The sequence below is a fragment of the Enterococcus sp. 2G9_DIV0600 genome (assembly GCF_002140615.1).
Lineage (GTDB): Bacteria > Bacillota > Bacilli > Lactobacillales > Enterococcaceae > Enterococcus_D > Enterococcus_D innesii.
On record NZ_NGLL01000001.1, the window covers coordinates 2,024,761 to 2,046,188 of the forward strand.

Consider the following 21,428-nt stretch of genomic DNA (forward strand, 5'->3'; position numbering starts at 1 on the left):
CTCTTTTCTAAACAGTTAAGTTCACTTGTTACTTTAAGTATAACACTAACTTTTAGTAAGTAAACAAATCTGCTTGTTTAGCGACGGAGCAATCGACTGCTCGTTGCTTCATAAATCGTGTCTTCAACAGTCCCAAGCAATGAAGAACCAATTAGTTTTGCATTGCTTCAATCAAGGAAATCGCTGACTGCATCGCTTCTTCGGTCGTCCCTTCTAACACAACATAACAATACGGCTTGTATTCAGCGGTGATGGCCAATAGTTGTTGATAATCAACCCTTCCTTCTCCCAATGGCACTACCTTGATTTTACCATCGATTACTTGATAATCTTTCAAGTGCAAGCAAACGATGGCATCGCCAAAGCGGGAAAAAGCTTCCCTCGTCAAAGCGACTTGCTCTTGATAGTTCTTCGCCGTAATCAGATTGGTTGGATCAAAGATGATCCCTAAATAGTCAGAGGGTACCCGTTCCAGCAATTCTTCGATTCGGTCGATCGATGATAGTGGATGATTTAAGCCCGCTTCAATTCCTAGCATCACTTGATGTCTCTTAGCCACTTGGACCAAACGCTTGATCACCTGAACCAAATCATCGAAAACGACGTCACTAAAATTTTCCTCGGTATACCCCATATTTGGCAAAACCGAACCAGTTTCACTTGCGACCATAGCTGCATCAAAATATTTGGCATGTGCGAGATAGGTCTCGAATCTGGATAAAATCGCTTCCCGTTCTTCCAGATCAGGATGGATCAGATTACAATAACAACTTAATAAAGCGACCTGAACGTGAGATTGACCAAAAACTCGTTTGAAAAAGCGGCCTAAACCAGGGCTTAATTGCTCTGGCTCTGCCCATTGCGGGAAGGATTTATTTAATGCAAATTGAATGTTATGAATGTTTTGGGCGGCAATTTTTTGCGCTAATTCTTCTGGGGACCCATAATTCTTTACATCATGCCCCCGAACAGTTAGTTGAAACATAGCTTCTCCTTTCTTCACTGCTTTTGAAGCAAAAAGAAGACCAAGCAGCGAATCACTTCAACTGGTCTTGGTCTTCAAATCATTCAGCAGTAGCGGCTCCTCACTTCATCTATTGCTTCTCAATAGATGATCAGAACCTTTTGTGGCCTTTATTGTTGTGAACGATAGTCTTCCGTGAACTCGTCAATGATTTGCTGTCCACCATTTCTTAAGAAGGTTTCGATCGCTGTATCAAACCCATCGATCTCGATTTCCCCAGTCATATATTGGTAGTAAGCGTCTGAGATTCCTTCAATCAAGCTTGACCATGAACGATCATAGGTTTCAGAGGTCAGCGATTGTGCAGGATTGATCACCGCAAACTCTTCATTTTCGCGAATCTTTTCATTGGCTAAGTTGACATATGGGTTGCTTGAAGGGAAAACTGTTACTAATTCTGATGGACGAGACGAAGAAAATGGTTGTACTTCTTGTTGCCACTTCGTATCATCTAAACGGACATAAACACCCTCATCATCAATTTCATAATGAACACCTTCGATCCCTTGCGTCATCAACGTAAACGGCTCTTCGTCCATCAAATCATTGATAAATTTCAAAACAACACGTAAGTCTTCTTCGGTTTCAACATTGTTTTTCGGAATGGCTAACCAGCCGCCCATTCCACCATTGGTATCAGAAAGGATACGACGTTCCACATTTTCATGGACGATATCATTGATCAAGACCCATTCCATATGCTCTTCATCAGTACCAGCTGCATCATCAATGTAGTTACGTACTTCTTGCAGACCACTCAATACGATCCCACCACGACCTTGAACGATATAGTTCTTCTGGTCATTTTTCGCCATTACCGCAAAATCAGAATTCATCCAGCCGTTATCATAGATATTACGGAACCATTCCATTGCTTCTTTGTATTCTGGTTGCATAAAGGATGGCATCACTTCATCATCATCCGTGATCGTAAACCAATTGTCTGCGCCAAAGTAACCAGAAAGTGAACGGAAACCAACGTTAAAGGACTCATCACGCTCTACGAAACCAACCGTATCATCTACACCGTTGCCATCTGGATCACCTTCCGTAAAGGCCTGAGCGACAGCCGCTAATTCTTCTAATGTCGATGGCACGTCCAAGCCTAAATTATCCAACCAATCTTTTCTGACAAGGACGCCATAACGAGCGATCGGTTTTAAAAACGGAACACCATAGATATGACCATCGATCCGCGAGGACTCTAAGCGATCCTCAGAAATTTCTGCCAAATTTGGAAACTCTTCTAAATACGGTTCCACATCCCAGAACATCCCGGACGCTAGCGAGCTACGGACGGTCGTGTTATTGATTTCTGTCAGACTAACGATATCTGCTAAAGAATTTGATGCTAATGCTGCATTCAAGCGTTCTGTTTTTGATGCGTCCGGCACCCAAGTGAAATCGATCTCGATCCCTGTATATTCTTCTAATTTTTGCGTCACATCCCCAGACGGAGGCGAAGCGGTATGCAACATCGCCATCCAAGAAATGCTTGATTTTGTTTCACCTTCTGTACCTTCAGATGAACCTCCGCCATCGCCGCAGCCTGCTAAAAACAGTCCGGCACATAATAATAAACTTGCAACTTTCAACTTTTTCATTTGTTAACCTTCTTTCTCTATTTTTAGGGAGCCATCATCGCGCTGATCTTTCCCTTGATACGTAAAATATTCAAAATCGGCATAGCTTCCGGCAAAGTGATCTAAATCATGCGCACTGATTCCTATGAAATTCCCCGTAAAACCACCAGACAAGAACTGAATGTTTTGCTTTTTAAAGGGATGCCACGCTTGTGATTGCCGATAGAACCATTGGGCTTCTAGATAAGAACAGACTACTTTCAATCTGATCGGCTCACTTGCAGCAGCGAGGGGCAATTTATCTGGGAACAAGTGAAATTCTCCTTCACAACAGCGCAGCAACCGAAGGACCTTGCCTGCTTCTTCATCATAGGTCACATAGAAAAACAAATAGTTTTCTTCGTTTAAGAAAAGCGACAATCCAGCCATCTGGTTAAACGATTGGGGTTGATATTCCATCACTGTTTCAGCTTCAAAACAAAAGTCTTGTTGGCGAATCGCTAATAAGTGCTTATGAAAGTTCGATTGCATCGATTCTCCACCGATCAATCGCAAATACCCTGGTCGCTCAGTCAGATTGCACCACTGTTCATTGGGCAGCAATCGTCTACCGTTCCATGCTTTTTGCAACGATCCTTGAAAATCATCAACAAAAACAGCAGGTGATGTCTCTTGCTTCTGAACCTCGCTAGCGAGCCTGATGGTTTGATCTGGGATCGTATCATCATTGCTAAGACGCAGCCATCCTTCGTGATCCCAATAGACGGTTTGGAGTGCCGTCTCTCGTCCAAGGATCGCTGCCCCTGCTACTGGCCGAGTCATCAAATAGCTCATGACCCATTCTCCTGATGGCGCAATCGTCAAACTGCCATGACCTGTACATTGAAAAGGGGAATCTTGGCGCTGATAGGCACGCATCATGGGAAAATGCGGATCTACTTCATAAGGTCCAGTGATGGTCTTACTACGACAAACCGTTACCGCATGACCTGCACCCGTTCCTCCTTCTGCCGTCAGTAAGTAATAAAACTCATTGTGGTAATAAAGATGCGGTGCTTCGGTCTTCGCCAGCTGGGTTCCAGAGAAAATTGGCACTCTGTCACCGATCAAGCGGCCTTGTGCTTCAGAGTATTCTTGGAGCACGATCCCCACCGATTTATTTGGCGTATCCTTACGATAATCCCAAAGCGCATTCAATAACCAGATACGCCCCTCTTGATCATGAAACAAGGAAGGATCAAAGCCACTACCATTTAAATAAATGGGCTCGCTCCATGGCCCATAAATCGTAGGAGCCGTCATGAGATAGTTTCGACAGTCTTTGAAGGGACGTGTCGTGTTGCGAACATTTGTATAGACACAATAGTATTGTCCGTTCTCGTAACTGATTTGCGGTGCCCAAATGCTGCCATTTGCTGCGTTGCCTAATAAATCCACTTGATTCGTCAGAATATCTGTTTCATGGGACCAATTGACTAGATCTTGAGAACAGTAGACCCGAATTCCTGGCAACCATTCAAAGGAAGAAACCGCTAAATAATAAGTATCCTTGACTTTTAAAATACTCGGATCAGGATGAAACCCTCTTAAAATCGGATTATTGATCATTGCCTTCATGCAACCCCTCCTTGTTTGCTGACTGTGTCCATTGTTTTTTTCTTGTGTCGGTCATCACGATGGAGAAAACAAAAACCCGCCGCTAAAAAGAAACAAAAGGCAATCGGAAAAGCGATCATTTGACTACCAATCAATGTCACGACACCAGTCAAAAAATAAAGAACACACGCTTGTTTTCGATAATTACGATAGCGAACAAGCATCGTCGCCACTGAAACCAATATCAGGAGTGCCAACAGCGTGAAGACAAACCAAGCACCGAGTGTTTGAAATTGCGCCAATGCTGCTTCTGCCGTCATTTGCTTCAGTACAGTAGGAAAAGCACTTTGAAAGATCTCTTCGAACTGCTGGACAGTCATTTGATTGATCGTCAAGGAAAAGCCGCCCATAAACACCAGAGCGAGAACCATCCCGATCCAGCCAGACCATTTTGCCTTGCTCATTTTTCTATCACTCCTTCGATAGTCACCCATTCAGTACGTTGGGGACTTCTTTGGTAACAACACATTCGCTCCGTGAACGCGACCGTTTGGTGGCTTGCTGCTTTTCCCCAATCAGACCAGCCGCAAGGAACGAGCTGTTGATCAAAGCAGCAGGATAAAAAGGTGACTTTGGCGTCATTACGCCAAGGGCGGCCTAAATAATAGACTTTGTCCCCTGTCACCCGACACCGATCGAAGGTTAACCCGCTTGCTTGTTTGCTAGTTGAGGCAGCAGTAATGTAGTTCGTTTGTAGTGTATTTTTACAATGCAAGCGACACTCTTCAAAGATGGCGGAACCACCGCCAAAAATAAAATCGACTGTTCCACTGATCCTGCAATGCAAAAACAAACTCTGTTGTTGGTCAAAGATTGTTTTTCGCCAAGGACTGTTCATTGGTTCGCCCTCTTTGGTATATTTTGGCAATGGTCCCAGGCACAAGGTATCTTGAAAAGCATCGAGATGACAGTGTTCGAAGCGAATGTCATCCCCTTCGATATAGACAGCAACTGCTTGCCCGACTGCTTGCCCATACCCTGCGTCATTGATGATGGTCAGGTTTTTTACAAAGACTTCTCGGCTATTGATAAAGAGCGTCGCTGTTTGAAAGGTTCCTCTTTTTTGCCCATTCTCATCGGTTTGCTCGGCAGCCAAGTGGTAGCATAAGAACGTGTTGGGTTCTGCGATCAACGTAAGCTGGTTTTTATAGATTTTCACCTGTTCCTGGTACACGCCAGAGGCGATCGTGATCTCACAAGGTGCGTTTAAGGCTTCAGCAGCCAGCACAGCTGCTTGGATACTCGTAAAATCACCCTTTTGCGGGTCTTTACTAACCTTTAGCTTGATAGGAGGTGCTGTTTTAGAAATTCGATCCACTGCGCTCTCATCTCCTTGGTTTCTTCATGACCACCTGGCAAGCTGCGCGCCTGCCAATGCTCCTTGTAGCCCATTGCTTCATAATGCTGCCCGACCTGCAGATCCAAACGAGCGACGCCGCTTGAGGGGCAGCCACGATCTTTTTTGCCAACCAAACTCAAACGCGGGCGTGGTGCAATCTGTTTTTGGATCGCCGCAGTCGTAAAGTCTTTCAACACATTAGGAACATAATAGTAAAACCCATGTTTGCTTAGACGGTCCTCTTCGATCAATGCTTGATAGTCCACTTGTGCTGCCATGTCCACCACCATTGATATCCGTTCATCAAGCGCTGCCAACCACCAACTCATCAAGCCGCCCATGGAAAGTCCCAATGTGGCGATAGCGGAATGTTTCACTTCTTTGCGGGAAGCAAGATACGTCAAAAACTGTTGATTGTCATAGATTCGCTGCCCCCATAACGTTTTGCCTTGCAAGAGAAATCGCTTGTAGCTATCATTTTCACCATTTTTTCGTTCGCCAAAGCCCCACATGTCGATCACCCCAACAGCGACGCCCAGCTTCATAAATGCAGCGAATAGGCTTTCCTTTTGCATATAAGGCGGACTTTGCCGAAGTTCTTCTTTCCCTATCGTGAAGTCACCGCCATGAGAATGATTGAACAAAACGAGTGGAACAGGTTGCTGAGAGCTAGGATAAGCAAAGTAAGCAGGGACATCTTCTTCTTGATTTAATCGTAGAATTAAATGTTCCAAGGTATAATTATGCACCTGCTCTTTTGTTTGCTGAACCACTTGTGGTGCAACTTTCATATCAGGACCTAGCAGCTGAAGTAACTGAGGATCCCTCACAAAAAATCTCCTTGAAATGCCAGAGGCTGACGATTCTCAAATGACTGTGTGACGGTGATTTCCCGACTATTCTCGATATGGAACGCTTCAGTTACGCCTTCCAAATTGATACGATCAAACTGAATATTCCGTCCACAGCCAATATAAAAGCCTTGTTTTGTCATCTCTTCGATACCTGTCATCATTGCAGGCTTTCCTGGAATTGGGTGTTCAGCCATAGAGATGGCAATATCTTGGAAAGTGATATCTGAAATAAATTGTTCAGCCAAGCCATAAACAAACCCAGCGGCCGCATGGACATTCCGAGCCGAGATATTTGCAAAATGGATTCTCCGGAAATGAGGGGTTTCCTCGGTGATTGGGTACGGATTTTTATCCCAAACATACTTCTCTTTGCCTTTCGGTCCACAGAAATAGTAAAGATTTAAAGTGAATGGACAGATGACATTATCCATCACAATGTTATTCACTCGAATATCTTCGATCGTTCCGCCACGTCCACGACGGGATTTCAAACGAATCCCACGATCGGTATCTTGAAAAATACAATTACTGATGGTGACATTACGAATATCGCCGCTCATCTCACTCCCTAGAACGACTGCCCCATGCCCATGAAGCATATGGCAATTTACGATCGTGATATTCTCACAAGCGACCCGTTCTTTAGTGTCCTCCGTTCCTGATTTGATGGCGATGCAATCATCGCCAACATCGATATGACAGTTACTGATGCGGACATTTTTACAAGATTCAGGATCGATCCCATCCGTATTTGGCGAATCCGCTGGATTTTTGATGCGAAGATTATCGATCGTTAGATCTTGGCAAAGAATCGGATTGACGGTCCAACTTGGTGAATTGACAAGACGGATATCTTTCAACGTAATTTGCTGGCAAGAGTCAAAACTGATTAATTTTGGTCGTGGATAAGCAAGCTCTTCACGGTTTTGCCGAAAGGTCTTCCACCATCTTTGCCCTTGTCCATCAAGCATTCCTAATCCTGTGACAGCGATATTTTCCGCATTCTCGGCATATAAACAAGAGGCATAAACTTCCCGTTTGACCCCTTCCCAGCGAGACACGACGACGGGATAGTCTTTGGGATCATCAGAAAATACTAAGGTCGCCCCCAATAGTAGGTGCAGTTCAATGTTACTTTTTAAAAAGAGCGCACCTGTCGGATAGCGTCCTGCAGAAAAAGTGATTCTGCCTCCTCCTTGTTGATGCAATTCATCAATTTTTTCTTGAATCGCTTCTGTCAACAGACCTTCTTTTCCTTGTAAATCAGCTGTAGTTAATTGGATATTCATTTCTTGCTTCCTTCCTCCGTTAGTGGTTGCAGCAGTAAACTCGCTTGTAAAAAGGCACCGTATCCTTTGAAATCATTCGTGATAACGGGTTCACTGATATAGTAAACAAACGTACCATCCCGATTATCTGGTCCACCAAGACCAGCAACTTCACAGTTTCTGATCAAATTCAACCAGCCTTCTTTTGTTAAAAAGACAAACTCATCCAGCAATCCTTGATAGGTTTCTTTGGCAAACACTTGCCATTTTTGATCGATGATCCCTGCTTTGACTGCTTTCGCTGTTGCGTAACAAATCATTGAAGAAGCGGATGCTTCTAAATAATTCCCACGCTCACTGCCTTTATCTAAGACTTGATACCACACTTTTTTCTGGGGATCTCTTACTTTAGCAAGAGCTTCTAGACAGGAGACAAACATTTTTTCTAATGGATTCTTCTGCTCTGACTTCCCTAATAGCACCATCGTATCTGCGAGAGCCATCATGAACCATCCCATTGACCGTCCCCAGAAATTTTTTGAACAACCGGTCTCAGGATCTGCCCACGGCTGGACTTTTTGTTCATCCCACGCGTGATACAAAAGACCCGTTTTTGGATCTAGGGTATGCGTAAAGCATAAGGTGAATTGCTTGATGACATCTGCCAATGCTTCTGCTTTCTCAAATGTCAGTGCGTATTCTGTTAGAAATGGGGCCCCCATATATAAGCCATCTAACCACATTTGATATGGATAGATTTTTTTATGCCAGAACCCGCCTTCGCTTGTTCTTGGCATCTGCTGTAATTGTTGATACAGCGTGTCCAAGGCGATCTTGTATTTTGAAGCACCTGTTTCTTTGTATAGTAAGAATAAACATTTGCCATTATTGATGTAATCAATATTCATCGCATCCATCTGATAGTTTTTGATACGACCGTTTTCGTCAATATAAAAATCCATCGTGTTTTGGATATAGTCGAAATAACGTTTGTCACCAGTCTGTTCATAGGCTTCTTTCACGCCTTGTAAAACGACCCCGATGTCATAGGACCATTTTCCGTGATAAATTTTTTCTTTGCATAAGTAGTCATAGCGCTCAAATAACGTGTTCAAAGCAATTTCCGAATAGTTCTTCATGTACGATACTTCCTTTTATTGTAGTCTCCTCAATTCATAGAGCTATTTCAATAAATCCGTTTTATTGGCTGTATTTCATGAGGGTTCAGCTTGTTTTACTATTTCCAGGTGTTCTCTAGTGACCGTTTTGTTTGCGGACCAGTAAAAGTCTTTGAGCCGTTTTCTTTAGATAATGACCTCATCTCCTTTGCTGGCAACGGTTTGCTCCGTAGTCGATGCCGCTTTTGAAACCACCTGATCTGTTTCAATTGGGTGGATATCTTGAAGAATTTTTTTACCAGCAAGGGCAAAAACACCACCAACTAAGCTACTCCCCATCAAAAAGAGACCGATCAAGAAATAACTGCCCAGGACTAAATAGCCAAGGATCAAAATCGTCCAACTAATGATCGAATAATGCAGATAGCCTAAACCTAACAAGGCACTCCCCCGCAGGATCTCAAGCACGGTCACAAAGTTGGTGGCTGCCATGACGGTATACACGTGCATGAATAAAAAGAGGAACGCAATCAAAAAGAGGACATTCGCCACTTGGATAAACCATGGAAATGGCGCAAATATATTGGTGATCACGATTGCTGCGATAATCAAAAACAACCAACTGACCAGCACCGATTGCCGGAACCGTTCTTTACTATAGTAGAAAAAACTTTTGATCAAAGGCGGTCGTTCATGAAGACGAAGCCAGCGATCATAATATTTCATCATGGCATACGACGCAGGGCCAATGCCAAAGAGGATGCCTCCCAGGAGAGTCACACTTAGCCAAAGAAAGTGAAGGGCGATCAGCGTCAAAAATGCGAGTAATCCTTCGTTGATTTTCGTGATCTTTTCGATCGTCATGTGATCCCTTCTTTCTTAATAAATCCCGTCTTCGCCAATTTTTTTCGCCAAACGATTCGCAAAGATAACGAGGATCAAGCCAACAAGTCCTTTAAACAGCCCAACAGCTGTCGAGTAACTCAATTGACCATTTTGAATCCCGGCGGTATAGACAAAGGTATCAAAGATTTGGGCAACTTCACGGTTCATTGAGTTCATCAACAAGAACATATGCTCAAAGCCCATATCTAAGATCGAACCGATCTTTAAAATCAATAAGGTTACGATCGTTGGACGAATACAAGGCAATGTGATATGCCACATTTTTCGTAGCTTGCCAGCCCCATCCATATCCGCCGCTTCATAAAGCTGTTCATCAACATTGGTAATAGCGGCTAGATAAACGATCGTCCCCCAACCGGCACCTTTCCAAAGATCTTGGAAAATGTACATTGGACGCAACCACGTGCGACTTGTTAGAAACGGGATACGTTCGCCACCAAGACTTTCGATCATGTTATTGATCACACCACCTTCTGTCGTTAATAAAACATAGAAGATGGAAACAACGATGACCCACGACATAAAATGAGGCAAATAAATGATGGTTTGAATCCCTTTTTTCAAACGGCGATTGTTTACTTCATTTAGCATAAGTGCCAATACTATAGGAAAAGGGAAGGAAATCGTGATATTTAAGAAGAACATGATCAATGTATTGCGCATCAACATCACGAAGGTATCTTCAGTAAAGAGCCGAATAAAATGAGTGAAGCCAACAAAGGGGCTTCCTAGGATCCCCAAGAATGGTTGGTAGTCTTGAAAAGCGATGACTAACCCGCCCATCGGTATGTAACGGAATATAAGAAAATATAAAATCCCCGGCAATACCATAATATAGAGGGCACGATTTTTTCTGATTTGCGCCCATTTTTTCTTTTTTAGCCGCAGCCGCTGTTCTTCTTCATTTAGTGGTGAGAAGTAATTATCAACTTTTGTTTCCATACTTGTTCCTCCGAATTTTTTTGATTTGATAGTCCCATGGTAGCGTGAAAAAAAGATAACGTATATAATCATTTTCTCAGCTTTGAAAAGGCATACATTTTTTAGGATTATCTCGCAGTCGAATTGGATAATCCTTTATTTATCAACGTTTGTCATGATTGTGATTTTTTTAACATGTAAAAGTGATTATATACGTTGTCCCCGCCTCATGATACGTTGGAAGTACCTATTTAAGTAAAAAAAGATGGAGGTTTTTTCTATGCAACAAACCCTGAAAAAAACGAACCGCCCGAAAAGTGAACGGGTCGTTCAAGGATTTATTATTGGCTTTCTACTACTCTTCACCTTAACGTGTCTCTTACCTTTTCTAAACATTCTCGGAAGCTCCTTTGCTTCTTCTTCTGAGATCGCGACACGAACATTTATCATTATCCCTCGTGAATTTAGCTTAAATGCTTACCGGTATATTCTCTCGACACCCACGATTTTTACGAGTATTGGTGTTTCCCTTTTTGTGACCATCGTCGGAACAGTTCTTTCAATGATCTTGACCTCTTTTATGGCCTATGCTCTTTCAAGAAAATATTTGCATGGACGCGGCATCTTCAACTTTATTGTCGTATTTACCATGTTGTTTAGCGGTGGGATGATCCCAAGTTTTATTTTGGTACAAAGCCTCGGCTTGATCGATTCTCTCTGGGCACTGATCTTACCGAGTGCGATCAGTGCATATAATATGATCATTATGAGAAACTTTTTCCAAGGAATTCCTGATAGTTTAGAAGAATCAGCAAAAATGGATGGTTGCTCTGATTGGGGCGTCTTTTTCCGGATCATCTTACCCCTTTCCTTACCATCGATTGCGACGATCTCTTTGTTCTACGCTGTTAGTTATTGGAATACTTATCAATCAGCGATTTTGTACATCAATGATTCAGCGAAATGGCCGATCCAAGTGCTCCTTCGACAAATCGTGATCGTCTCCAGCGGGATGAACGCCGATGCCGCGAGTGTCGATGTTGTCCCCCCAGCACAATCCGTAAAAATGGCCGTGATCGTCGTTGCGACGCTGCCAATGTTGATCGCCTATCCATTTGTTCAGAAGTATTTCGTGAAAGGGGCAATGGTTGGTTCCGTCAAAGGGTAACCAACAGGCAGCCAAGAAAAACGCGCTTTTTGATCGTTAATCAAAAAGCGCGTTTTTCTTTTACTCTTTGGAACGTTTGCGATACTCTCCGGGCGTCATCTGTTCTTTCTTTTTGAAAAAGCGAATGAAGTTTTGAGAGTTGGTATATTGAAGGTTGGCTGCGATTTCCTTGATCGTCATATCCGTTTCCCGCAACCATTTTTTGGCGATTTGCAACCGATAGTTTTGTAAGTAATCGGCAAAATTGATGGATAATTCCTTTTTAAACACATTACTTAAGTAATTGGCATTATAATGCAGCTGTTCAGCAATGCTATCTAAGGAAAGATCCTGATCGTATTGTTGGTGTACGATCAAGACCATCTTTTCAGACAAGGAGCGAATTTCTCGATCTGTTTTGGCTTGTGTCGTTTCAACGATAGGTAAAACTAACTCTTGATAGATGCTTTGCTCAACTTTGACTAAGCTGGTTTGGTTGAGCACGGATTGATAAACTTTACGACTATTTTGCAAGCTGGTATGATCTGCTCCTAAGAGTTGCCCTAGCTGAACGATACTGTTGATCAACTTAAACAAGGCGCTTTCAATCGTCAACGGATTTTTATTTTCATGGATGATTTCTCGTACAACTTCCGTGTAACTCGCTTTGATGGTCGCTAGCTCCCCACTACGCATCGCATCCAAAAAGGTACTTTCTGCTTCTCTAGGGTATTGAACGATCGCGTTATTGTCCAATTGTGCCGCAATGTCGTCAAAAAAGATAATGACTTCTTCCCCTAAATTCATTCGATAGTGCAAGGCTTCTTTGGCGTTATCAACCGCTAGTTTGGTTTCTACGAGGCGGTCGTAGGATTGTGAGACCCCACAACTTATTTTAATTCTTAAATAGTCTTTTGCCGCTTGATGGATCTTTTGACAATAGGTCAATACTTGTTTTTGATCAATCGTTTTCGGAAGTTTTAAAATCGTTCCTTGGGTTTCTTGACTAGAGATGATTGGCTGAAAACGCAAATTCGCCGGAATGATCTCAGAAACGAGATTCTCAATGGCAAGCAAGAAAATATCACTGGTCGCTGTTTCTCGCCCACACAAATCATCGATTTGAATCAGTAATACGGCAAAGTGTTCCGTTTCGGATACTTCATACCCAAATTGTGACAGTTTTAAGTGAATATCTGCTTCTGAGATACAGCCGCGAAACAAGTTTAATAAAAACAAGGATTCTAACTCGGGCTTTTGGTGTTCAACTTTAACAGCAAGATCATGGTTTTGATGCAAGACTTGGTCGATATCGGAAATCAATTGATTGACTTCTAATTTTTGACCTTGTTTTTTGGGCTTTAAAAGCTCTCCGATCCGATTGATGGGTGAAGTAGCCACGATCGCAATGCGATAAGATACTAATAAAAACAGGAAAATCAATAGACTACCAATCACGATCAAACCGCTTCTTAACTCACGAATTGCTTGCGAAACACTGGCTGGCGCCAGACGGATCACATGATACCACTGATTGTAATCCGATTGTGTGACCACATACTTGTTGTTTTCTTTGTCAGTGAAGATGCCATCGCCGTGGGCAGCTGCGATCATTGTTTCGTGTAAGTCAGAATCGATCACTTCACCATTATCGAAAAGCAGTTGTCCATCCGCATGAAAAATATTCAAAAACGAATCGTCATGATCTGTCACCAACTGCGCAATGGTATGGTCTTGGATTTCAGCAATCCCCAAAGCAGTGGTTTCCTGTCGAAACACAGGCAGCGTCATCACCATTTTTAAATAACCGTCTTCTGGTAACCAATACAAGTAGCGTTGGTTATCGATCAGCGCTTGAAAAGCAGCGAATTCAGTATCATCGATCTGTTTTAAGGAGCCTTCTTCGATTTTCCAATGCTGATTCAAATTCACCAATTGGTAGCTGGCGTTTTCGATCCCCATCACACCAATGTAAGCCAGTTGCGAATTGATCTCGCGCACTTGTCGATAATTCGTCACGGAAAACGGCTGTTCCATCGTATCGGAAAAGCTTTGAGTACTGCTATATGTAGAAAAGGCATACTCCACCATCTGAATTTTTTGATCCAGATTTTCTTTGACTTGGTTGACCAAATTATGTTGACTTTGCAAAAAGGTTTCTTGAATGTTTTGATACGTTCGATGATAAATGACTCCACTAAAGCCGATAATTAAAGCGCTACCAATCAAAGAGACCCAAATGAAAATTTTATAGAACAAGTTGGACGTTTGATGGTAGCTTAAAAAGAATTTCATAGACTCCCTCCCATTACCTAACTATCTCCTTTTATACTAGCACATCCCAGAAAAAGTTCCTATGTTATTTTGAAAAATGTTTCACGTGTGCATCCTTGGTGTATTGACATTCTCGTGGGAACAAGCTATGCTTGAATCAAGCAAAAAGGAAGAAGGTTTTCTATGGTCACGATCAAAGATATCGCCAAAGTCGCTGGTGTTTCACATACAACTGTTTCTCGTGCGTTAAACGATAGCCCATTAATTAAGCCAGAAACAAAAAAGAAGATCGCAGCCATCGCTGAATCTTTACACTATGTGCCCAATGTCAATGCCAAAAGTCTGGTGAATCAAAAATCCTATATCATTGGTCTTTATTTTTCCCATCTATCCATTGGTACTTCCGATAGCTTTTTAGTCGAAGTGATCAAAGGAATCAGTGATACCCTACCATCCGAATATACTTTGGCGGTTCATGAATTATTGCAATCCGATACATTTGATGAAGAGCCGAATCGTTTAGATGGAGCGATCGTGATGAGTCAAAGTGATCGGGATGACGGCTTTATTGCTGCTCTTTCAAAGAAAAACATTCCCATCGTCGTTTTGAATCGTCAATTGCAGGATGCAACCTTGATGAATGTCACTAGTAATGATGCCCAAGGGGTCTATCAAATGATCACCTATGTGCTTGAACAAGGCTTTCGAAAGATCGCCATGATTGAAGGGATCGCTTCCTTTGGTTCCGCTAGAGAGCGTCGTAAAGGATTTATGAAAGCGATTCAAGAAAAGCAGCTTGTCTGCCCGAAAGAATACTTCGTAGCTGGCGACTACTCTTTGGAAAGTGGTCAGCTGGGTGCCCAGCAACTACTCGCTTTACCTGAACCACCTGAAGTGATTTTTTGCGCCAATGATGATATGGCGATCGGTGCGATCAATGCCTGTCATCAAGCAGGACGAAAGATCCCAGAGGAGATCGGTATCATCGGTTTTGATGATAGTTCTTTTTCTCCCTATACGTATCCCCCATTAACAACGATCCGCAAACCAGTTTATGAAATGAGTCAATTGGCAGCAACTCTGCTGTTGCAAGCATTTGCCAATCAAGTAGTTGAGAAACAACATTTCTTTGATACCTCGTTAATCATTCGTCAATCGCTGTAAGCCTCTTGTTTTCAAGAGTGCTTACGCAAAAATGTTAACGTGTGCATAACTATTTTTTAAGGAGGATTCTATGAAAAAAATTACCGAACAAACCCGTCAAACTTATCCAGCCCGAGTAATTCAATTCGGGGAAGGCAATTTTATGCGGGGCTTTTTTAACTGGCAGCTGCAGCAAATGAACAAGCAAGGACTTTTTAACGGCAGTGCCGTTGTGGTACAGCCGATCGATCACGGCTTGAAAGAGCTGTTGGCACAACAAGAAAATCTCTACACCGTTATCTTAGAAGGACTTGTCGATGGCGCTTTATCTCAAACATTTGAAGTTGTCTCCACTATCGATCAAGTGTTAAATCCTTATCAGCAATGGGAAGACTATCTTGCTTTAGCCGAAGATGAGCAACTCGAGATCATCGTTTCTAATACGACGGAAGCAGGTATTGCGTTTCACCCAGAGGATTCCTTGCACGATACCCCTCCCCACAGTTTTCCTGCAAAACTGACCGCCCTTTTGTATCGTCGTTTTCAACGACAAAAACCGGGATTTTTGATCATTCCTTGCGAATTGATCGATCGGAATGGGGAAAAATTAAAAGAGATCGTCTTACAATATGCCGCATTATGGTCTTTGAAGTCAGACTTCGTCAACTGGTTAGAAAAAGAAAACACCTTCTGCTGTAGCTTAGTCGATCGGATCGTTCCAGGATATCCTCGCGACAAAGTGGCACAATACCAAGAGATTCTTGGCTATGAGGATGCCGTAATGGTCACTGCAGAACCCTTTATGTTATGGGTGATCGAAGGAAGCGGCGTAGCTGAAAAGCTCCCCTTGCAAGAAGCTGGGTTGAATGTAATCGTGACAGAAGATATGACCCCTTACCGTGAACAAAAAGTACATTTATTAAATGGTCCTCATACGGCGATGGTTCCACTTGGTCTTTTAGCTGGTTTAGAAACCGTTGAAGAAGTAATGAACGACCGTGATTTTGCAGCCTTTTTGGATGGTCTTTTTCAAGAAGAGTTGATTCCAATGCTTGATTTGCCTAAAGCGCAGCTTACAGCTTATGCGGAACAAATCAAAGAGCGCTTCAGAAATCCTTATGTGAAGCATCAGCTGCAATCGATCGCTTTAAACAGTGTTTCAAAATTCCGTGCGCGTCTTCAACCAGTCTTAACTCGTTATGTCCAACAAAACCAGCAGGTACCAAAACGAATCACTGCTGCATTGGCAGGGTTACTGACTTTCTATCTCACACGACCCTTTCAAGATGATGAGCTAGTGACAACCATATTTCAGCAAGTGAAACAATTACCAGCAGAAGAACAGATCGCCGCTCTATTAAAAAATGAGCAACTTTGGCATGCAGACCTGAGCTTCATGACAGAGACGATCAATGAAATGTGCACATGTCTAAAACAAGACGGACCACGCCAGTTACTTGCGTCGATTGACACCCCTGAGCCAAGTTTGAAATAAAGGAGAATCTTTATGTCCACCACATTAACAGAAACACCCGCGCAACTATTGAAATTGCACCCTAAAGACAATGTCGCAGTCGCATTAAAACCACTAGCTGCTAAAACGACTCTTCCATTTGAAGGCCAAACGATCACCCTTTTTGAGGATATTCCGCAAGGACACAAAATCGCCCTCAAAGACCTAGCACAATCACAAGACGTGATCAAATACGGCTATCCCATTGGACATCTCTTAGCTGACGTTAAAACCGGCCAATGGTTGCATACCCACAATGTCAAAACCAACCTTTCTGGTACCTTGGCATACACCTATGCCCCCGATTTGCATCCCGTCCGTTATCCAAAAAGGGCTGCGACGTTCCAAGGGTACCGTCGGGCGAATGGCAAAGTTGGGATTCGGAATGATTTACTGATCGTACCAACAGTTGGTTGCATCAATGGCATCGCAGAGATCATTGTTGAAAACTTCAAGAAGAATCATCCAGATCTTGGCACGTTTGATCATATTACGATCCTTAAACATCCCTACGGCTGCTCCCAGTTAGGCCAAGATCATCAAAACACCCGTCAAATTTTAATTGATGCGGTGCATCATCCAAATGCCGGTGGCGTCTTGGTCTTTGGCTTAGGTTGTGAGAACAACACCGTTCCCGAGTTTAAGAAAAACCTTGGTGACTACGATCCAAAGCGCGTCAAATTTATGGTTGCACAGGAAAGCGACGATGAAATTGCGGTTGGCGAAAGCTTATTAGAAGAATTACTGGAAGCAGCAAAAGAGGATCAACGAGAAGCCGTTCCCTTGAGTGAGCTAAAGATCGGGTTAAAATGTGGGGGGTCCGACGGGTTTTCTGGGATCACCGCCAACCCTTTGTTGGGGGCATTTTCTGACTTTTTAGTTTCTCAAGGTGGCAGTACGGTCTTAACGGAAGTACCCGAAATGTTTGGCGCTGAACAAGTCTTGATGGCGCGTGCACAAGATGAAGCAACCTTTGAAAAAATCCTCCATTTAATCAATGACTTTAAAGATTATTTTCTTGCTTACGGTGAGCCGGTCTATGAAAATCCTTCTCCTGGCAATAAGGCAGGCGGCATCACTACGCTAGAAGATAAGTCATTAGGCTGTACCCAAAAATCTGGGACTTCCGCTGTCGTCGATGTCTTAAAATATGGGGAGAAACTCCGTAAGCCAGGCTTGAGCCTGCTGGAAGGTCCAGGAAACGACCTTGTTGCCGCTTCTGCACTGGCTTCTGCCGATTGCCAACTCGTCTTATTTACCACGGGTCGCGGCACGCCATTTGGTGCCTATGTGCCGACCATGAAAGTTGCCACGAATCAAGAGATTTATCATAAGAAACCCCACTGGATGGATTTCAACGCCGGTCGCTTGTTGGAAGAGCCGATGGAGGTCGTGCTGGAAGACTTTATTCAAGCGATCATCGATACTGCCAGTGGAAAACCGACGCGTAATGAAGCCAACAACGTTCGTGAGATCGCCATCTTTAAAAATGGCGTGACACTTTAATCAAAGAAAAGAGGTTCGACATGTTTTTAAATGAAAACTACTTATTGCCAAATGAAATTGCTCAAACCCTTTACCATGAATATGCCAAAGAACTGCCGATCATTGATTACCACTGCCACTTAGACCCGAAAGAAATCTATGAGGATCGTCCCTTTAAAACTATCACCGAGGCTTGGCTAAGTGGTGATCATTACAAATGGCGCTTGATGCGCGCTTGTGGCGTACCAGAAGAAGCGATCACCGGCAATGCCAGTGATTATGAAAAGTTTTTGGCATGGTGTCAAACAGTGCCAAAATTGGTGGGAAATCCCCTTTACAGTTGGACTCATTTAGAATTAAAACGATTTTTTGCGATCGATCTTCCCGTTACTGAAGAAAATGCCGAAACCTTGTGGACGCTCTGCAACGAAAAATTGCAGCAAAAAGACTTTACTCGAAGAGCTTTGATTGCTCGCAGTAAAGTCGAGATCGTTTGCACCACAGATGATCCAGTCGATGATCTTCACTATCATCACCAATTAAGCCAAACAGAACAACGTTTTCGTGTCTTGCCGACCTTTCGACCTGACAAAGCGTTACAAATCGACCATCCGAATTTTCTTGCCTATGTTACCAAACTCGAAAAGCGTTTCGAAAAAGCGATCACTACCTACGATGCTTTCTTGAGAGCCTTGCGGGACCGTGTAACCTACTTTCACCAGCATCACTGCCGCTTGTCTGACCATGCGCTGGATACTTTAGTGTATGCTGCAGACGAACAGTTATCCCTTGAAGCAATTTTTGCCAAAGCATTAGCTGGAGAATCTTTGGAGCAAAATGAAGTCTCGTTCTTCAAAACCAATGTTCTAGTTGAACTGATGAAGCTGTATCACGAATATGGTTGGACGATGCAACTGCATGTCCATGCGTACCGTAACTGCAACCAACGAATGTTTGAGCGCTTGGGACCAGATACTGGCTACGATGGCATCAATGATCAACCACTGACTCAAAACTTGCAGAAATTATTGAACGCTGCTGATGCGCAAGACCATTTGCCTCAAACGATTCTCTACTCCTTAAATCCCAATGACTATGATGCACTCGTCGCTTTGATGGGGTGCTTCCAGCAAGAAGGCAATAATAAATTGCAGTTAGGATCTGGTTGGTGGTATAACGACACCCGCGCAGGCATGCGTCACCAATTGACGAAATTCGCAGACGGCAGTGTGATCTTTAACTTTGTCGGCATGCTGACGGATTCAAGAAGCTTTTTGTCTTACACCCGTCATGAATATTTCCGACGCGTCTTTTGTGAATGGCTTGCTGAGATCGTTGTACGTGGTGAAGCACCTGCTGATCTTCGTCAGCTAAAACCATTAGTAGAAAATGTCTGTTATCAAAACGCCAACAACTACTTCAAATTTTAGGAGAAAGACAATGGAAAAAATCGTCATCGTCGGGGATTCCACCGCATCGATCAAAGAGCCTAGCGCTCGTCCAGAAACGGGCTGGGGTGAAAAGATCTCACGCTATCTCCCCCAGCATCAAATCGTCAACTTGGCAAAAAATGGGCGTTCCTCCAAAAGCTTCATTGAAGAAGGACGCTTGTTGCAGGCAAAAAAAGAACTACATGCTGGTGATTATCTCTTGATTCAATTTGGACACAACGATCAAAAAACAGATAGTCGTGGTACGACACCTGTAGAATATCAGCATAATTTAGCAACCTTCGTGCAAACGGCACGCCAGCAGCAAGCGACACCGATCCTATTGACCTCGATCACCCGTTTGCATTACGTGGACCAACAGCAACTTGATCCTTTGGCAGTCGGTCCTTACCCAGAAGCAATGCGTGCTTTGGCTACCTCCTTGGATGTGGTCTGTCTGGATCTTTTTGCCGCAACACAACGGTTCTTTTCAGCACTGGAACCACAACAGGCGAAAACCTATTTTCTTCATTTAGAAAAAAACCAGCACCCCAATTATCCAGCCGGCATTACGGATAACACGCATTTGAATGACCAAGGTGCTACAGCCGTCGCCAAATTAGTTGCCAAATGTTTGACAAATGCTCCATTACCGCTTGCACAACAAGTTCTTTTAGATTGAAACTCATTGTTCGTGTTGAAACTTCCCTTAACATAAATACACTACCTGATTTTAAAAAGAGCAACTCAAGCAAAACGCTGCGAAGAGCATTTCCCTTCACAGCGTTTTGCTTTTCCTTCTTTTTAAAAGATTTGTTTGCAGTTCCTTTGCTTCAACCCATTAATCGCCAAGCTACCTTTTAAAGACCTACATTTTTTGGGTGTTGTACCATAAAAATGGGAACGATTGCAATCGTCCCCATCCTTACTATTGATTGTTTTATTCAGGTTGTTTCCCGATATACGCCAAGATACCGCCGTCTACATATAAGACATGGCCATTGACAAAGTTTGATGCCTCAGAAGCTAAGAAAACCGTTGGTCCTGCTAAATCTTCTGGCTCACCCCAACGGGCAGCAGGTGTTTTTGCTACGATAAATTGATCAAATGGGTGACGAGAACCGTCTGGTTGGATCTCTCGTAATGGTGCGGTTTGCGGTGTTGCAATATAACCAGGTCCGATCCCATTACATTGAATGTTAGCTGAACCAAATTCAGCACAAATGTTTTTCGTCAACATTTTCAAGCCGCCTTTAGCCGCTGCATAACCAGCCACTGTTTCTCTTCCCAATTCACTCATCATTGAGCAAATGTTGATGATTTTTCCATGTCCTTTTTTGATCATTGACGGTAAGACTGCTTTTGAAACGATAAATGGAGCGTTCAAGTCCACGTCAACGACTTGACGGAAGTCTTCAGCAGACATCTCCAACATCGGGATTCGTTTGATGATCCCAGCATTATTGACTAAGATATCGATCACGCCAACTTCTTCTTCGATCTGCTTGACCATTTCGTTGACTGCTTTTTCATCCGTTACATCACAGACATAGCCGTGGGCTTCAATCCCTGCTTCACGATAGTTTGCTAATCCTTTATCCACTGATTCTTGATCCAAGTTGTTAAAAACGATCGTTGCTCCTGCTGCTGCTAGTGAACGAGCGATCGTAAAACCGATCCCATAGACAGCGCCTGTCACTAAGGCGATCTTACCATCTAAACGAAATTGATCCATTGAAAAATCCATAATTGATAAACCCTCTTTCT

18 protein-coding genes are annotated in these 21,428 nt (G+C 43.2%); 6 read left to right on the forward strand and 12 right to left on the reverse strand.

Going from position 1 to position 21,428, the window contains the following annotated elements:
- Window positions 1–151 precede the first annotated feature (151 nt).
- From A5870_RS09660 to A5870_RS09705, 10 genes are all read right to left on the reverse strand, one after another.
- Entirely contained in the window at window positions 152–985 is an 834-nt protein-coding gene (locus A5870_RS09660; RefSeq protein ID WP_170924084.1) for a sugar phosphate isomerase/epimerase family protein, read from the reverse strand.
- Between the two features lie 149 nt (window positions 986–1,134).
- Complete coding sequence (locus A5870_RS09665; RefSeq protein WP_086292580.1) at window positions 1,135–2,628, reverse strand: extracellular solute-binding protein; 1,494 nt, start codon at window positions 2,626–2,628, stop codon at window positions 1,135–1,137.
- 3 nt (window positions 2,629–2,631) lie between these two features.
- Window positions 2,632–4,224, reverse strand: a complete 1,593-nt coding sequence (locus A5870_RS09670; RefSeq protein ID WP_086292582.1) for a glycoside hydrolase family 43 protein — start codon at window positions 4,222–4,224, stop codon at window positions 2,632–2,634.
- Window positions 4,221–4,667 carry a DUF4064 domain-containing protein gene (locus A5870_RS09675; protein ID WP_086292584.1) on the reverse strand — a complete coding sequence of 149 codons (447 nt, stop codon included), beginning with the start codon at window positions 4,665–4,667 and terminating at the stop codon, window positions 4,221–4,223. Before A5870_RS09675 ends, A5870_RS09670 begins: the two co-directional genes overlap by 4 nt.
- Window positions 4,664–5,581 carry a pectinesterase family protein gene (locus A5870_RS09680; protein WP_086292586.1) on the reverse strand — a complete coding sequence of 306 codons (918 nt, stop codon included), beginning with the start codon at window positions 5,579–5,581 and terminating at the stop codon, window positions 4,664–4,666. The genes A5870_RS09675 and A5870_RS09680 overlap by 4 nt, the downstream gene beginning before the upstream one ends.
- A complete protein-coding gene (locus A5870_RS09685) occupies window positions 5,542–6,432 on the reverse strand; it encodes a dienelactone hydrolase family protein (protein WP_086292588.1) in 891 nt (296 codons plus the stop codon). The genes A5870_RS09680 and A5870_RS09685 overlap by 40 nt, the downstream gene beginning before the upstream one ends.
- The gene (locus A5870_RS09690) at window positions 6,429–7,745 is read right to left on the reverse strand and encodes a glycoside hydrolase family 28 protein (RefSeq protein ID WP_077453825.1); all 1,317 of its coding nucleotides are present in this window, start codon (window positions 7,743–7,745) and stop codon (window positions 6,429–6,431) included. Before A5870_RS09690 ends, A5870_RS09685 begins: the two co-directional genes overlap by 4 nt.
- Window positions 7,742–8,863 (reverse strand): glycoside hydrolase family 88/105 protein, encoded by a 1,122-nt coding sequence (locus tag A5870_RS09695; protein WP_086292589.1) that lies wholly within the window; start codon window positions 8,861–8,863, stop codon window positions 7,742–7,744. The genes A5870_RS09690 and A5870_RS09695 overlap by 4 nt, the downstream gene beginning before the upstream one ends.
- A gap of 165 nt (window positions 8,864–9,028) precedes the next feature.
- A complete protein-coding gene (locus tag A5870_RS09700; RefSeq protein ID WP_086292592.1) occupies window positions 9,029–9,706 on the reverse strand; it encodes a YesL family protein in 678 nt (225 codons plus the stop codon).
- Between the two features lie 15 nt (window positions 9,707–9,721).
- Entirely contained in the window at window positions 9,722–10,690 is a 969-nt protein-coding gene (locus A5870_RS09705; RefSeq protein ID WP_077453828.1) for an ABC transporter permease, read from the reverse strand.
- A 259-nt stretch (window positions 10,691–10,949) separates the two neighbouring features.
- Here A5870_RS09705 and A5870_RS09710 point away from each other — a divergent pair, with 259 nt between their 5' ends.
- Entirely contained in the window at window positions 10,950–11,837 is an 888-nt protein-coding gene (locus A5870_RS09710; protein WP_015509917.1) for a carbohydrate ABC transporter permease, read from the forward strand.
- A 60-nt stretch (window positions 11,838–11,897) separates the two neighbouring features.
- Here the strand turns inward: A5870_RS09710 and A5870_RS09715 are convergent, their stop codons facing one another.
- Window positions 11,898–14,111 carry an AraC family transcriptional regulator gene (locus A5870_RS09715; RefSeq protein ID WP_086292594.1) on the reverse strand — a complete coding sequence of 738 codons (2,214 nt, stop codon included), beginning with the start codon at window positions 14,109–14,111 and terminating at the stop codon, window positions 11,898–11,900.
- A 162-nt stretch (window positions 14,112–14,273) separates the two neighbouring features.
- Between A5870_RS09715 and A5870_RS09720 the strand changes: the two genes are divergently transcribed.
- From A5870_RS09720 to A5870_RS09740, 5 genes are all read left to right on the forward strand, one after another.
- A complete protein-coding gene (locus A5870_RS09720; protein WP_005229927.1) occupies window positions 14,274–15,254 on the forward strand; it encodes a LacI family DNA-binding transcriptional regulator in 981 nt (326 codons plus the stop codon).
- 70 nt (window positions 15,255–15,324) lie between these two features.
- The gene (locus A5870_RS09725; RefSeq protein WP_086292596.1) at window positions 15,325–16,728 is read left to right on the forward strand and encodes a tagaturonate reductase; all 1,404 of its coding nucleotides are present in this window, start codon (window positions 15,325–15,327) and stop codon (window positions 16,726–16,728) included.
- 12 nt (window positions 16,729–16,740) lie between these two features.
- The gene (locus tag A5870_RS09730; protein ID WP_086292598.1) at window positions 16,741–18,252 is read left to right on the forward strand and encodes a UxaA family hydrolase; all 1,512 of its coding nucleotides are present in this window, start codon (window positions 16,741–16,743) and stop codon (window positions 18,250–18,252) included.
- Between the two features lie 20 nt (window positions 18,253–18,272).
- Complete coding sequence (gene uxaC, locus A5870_RS09735) at window positions 18,273–19,661, forward strand: glucuronate isomerase (RefSeq protein ID WP_086292600.1); 1,389 nt, start codon at window positions 18,273–18,275, stop codon at window positions 19,659–19,661.
- Between the two features lie 10 nt (window positions 19,662–19,671).
- The gene (locus tag A5870_RS09740) at window positions 19,672–20,343 is read left to right on the forward strand and encodes a rhamnogalacturonan acetylesterase (protein ID WP_086292602.1); all 672 of its coding nucleotides are present in this window, start codon (window positions 19,672–19,674) and stop codon (window positions 20,341–20,343) included.
- Between the two features lie 258 nt (window positions 20,344–20,601).
- On the opposite strand, the gene A5870_RS09750 is transcribed toward A5870_RS09740, so the two are convergent.
- A complete protein-coding gene (locus tag A5870_RS09750) occupies window positions 20,602–21,408 on the reverse strand; it encodes a gluconate 5-dehydrogenase (RefSeq protein ID WP_005229917.1) in 807 nt (268 codons plus the stop codon).
- Window positions 21,409–21,428: the final 20 nt, after the last annotated feature.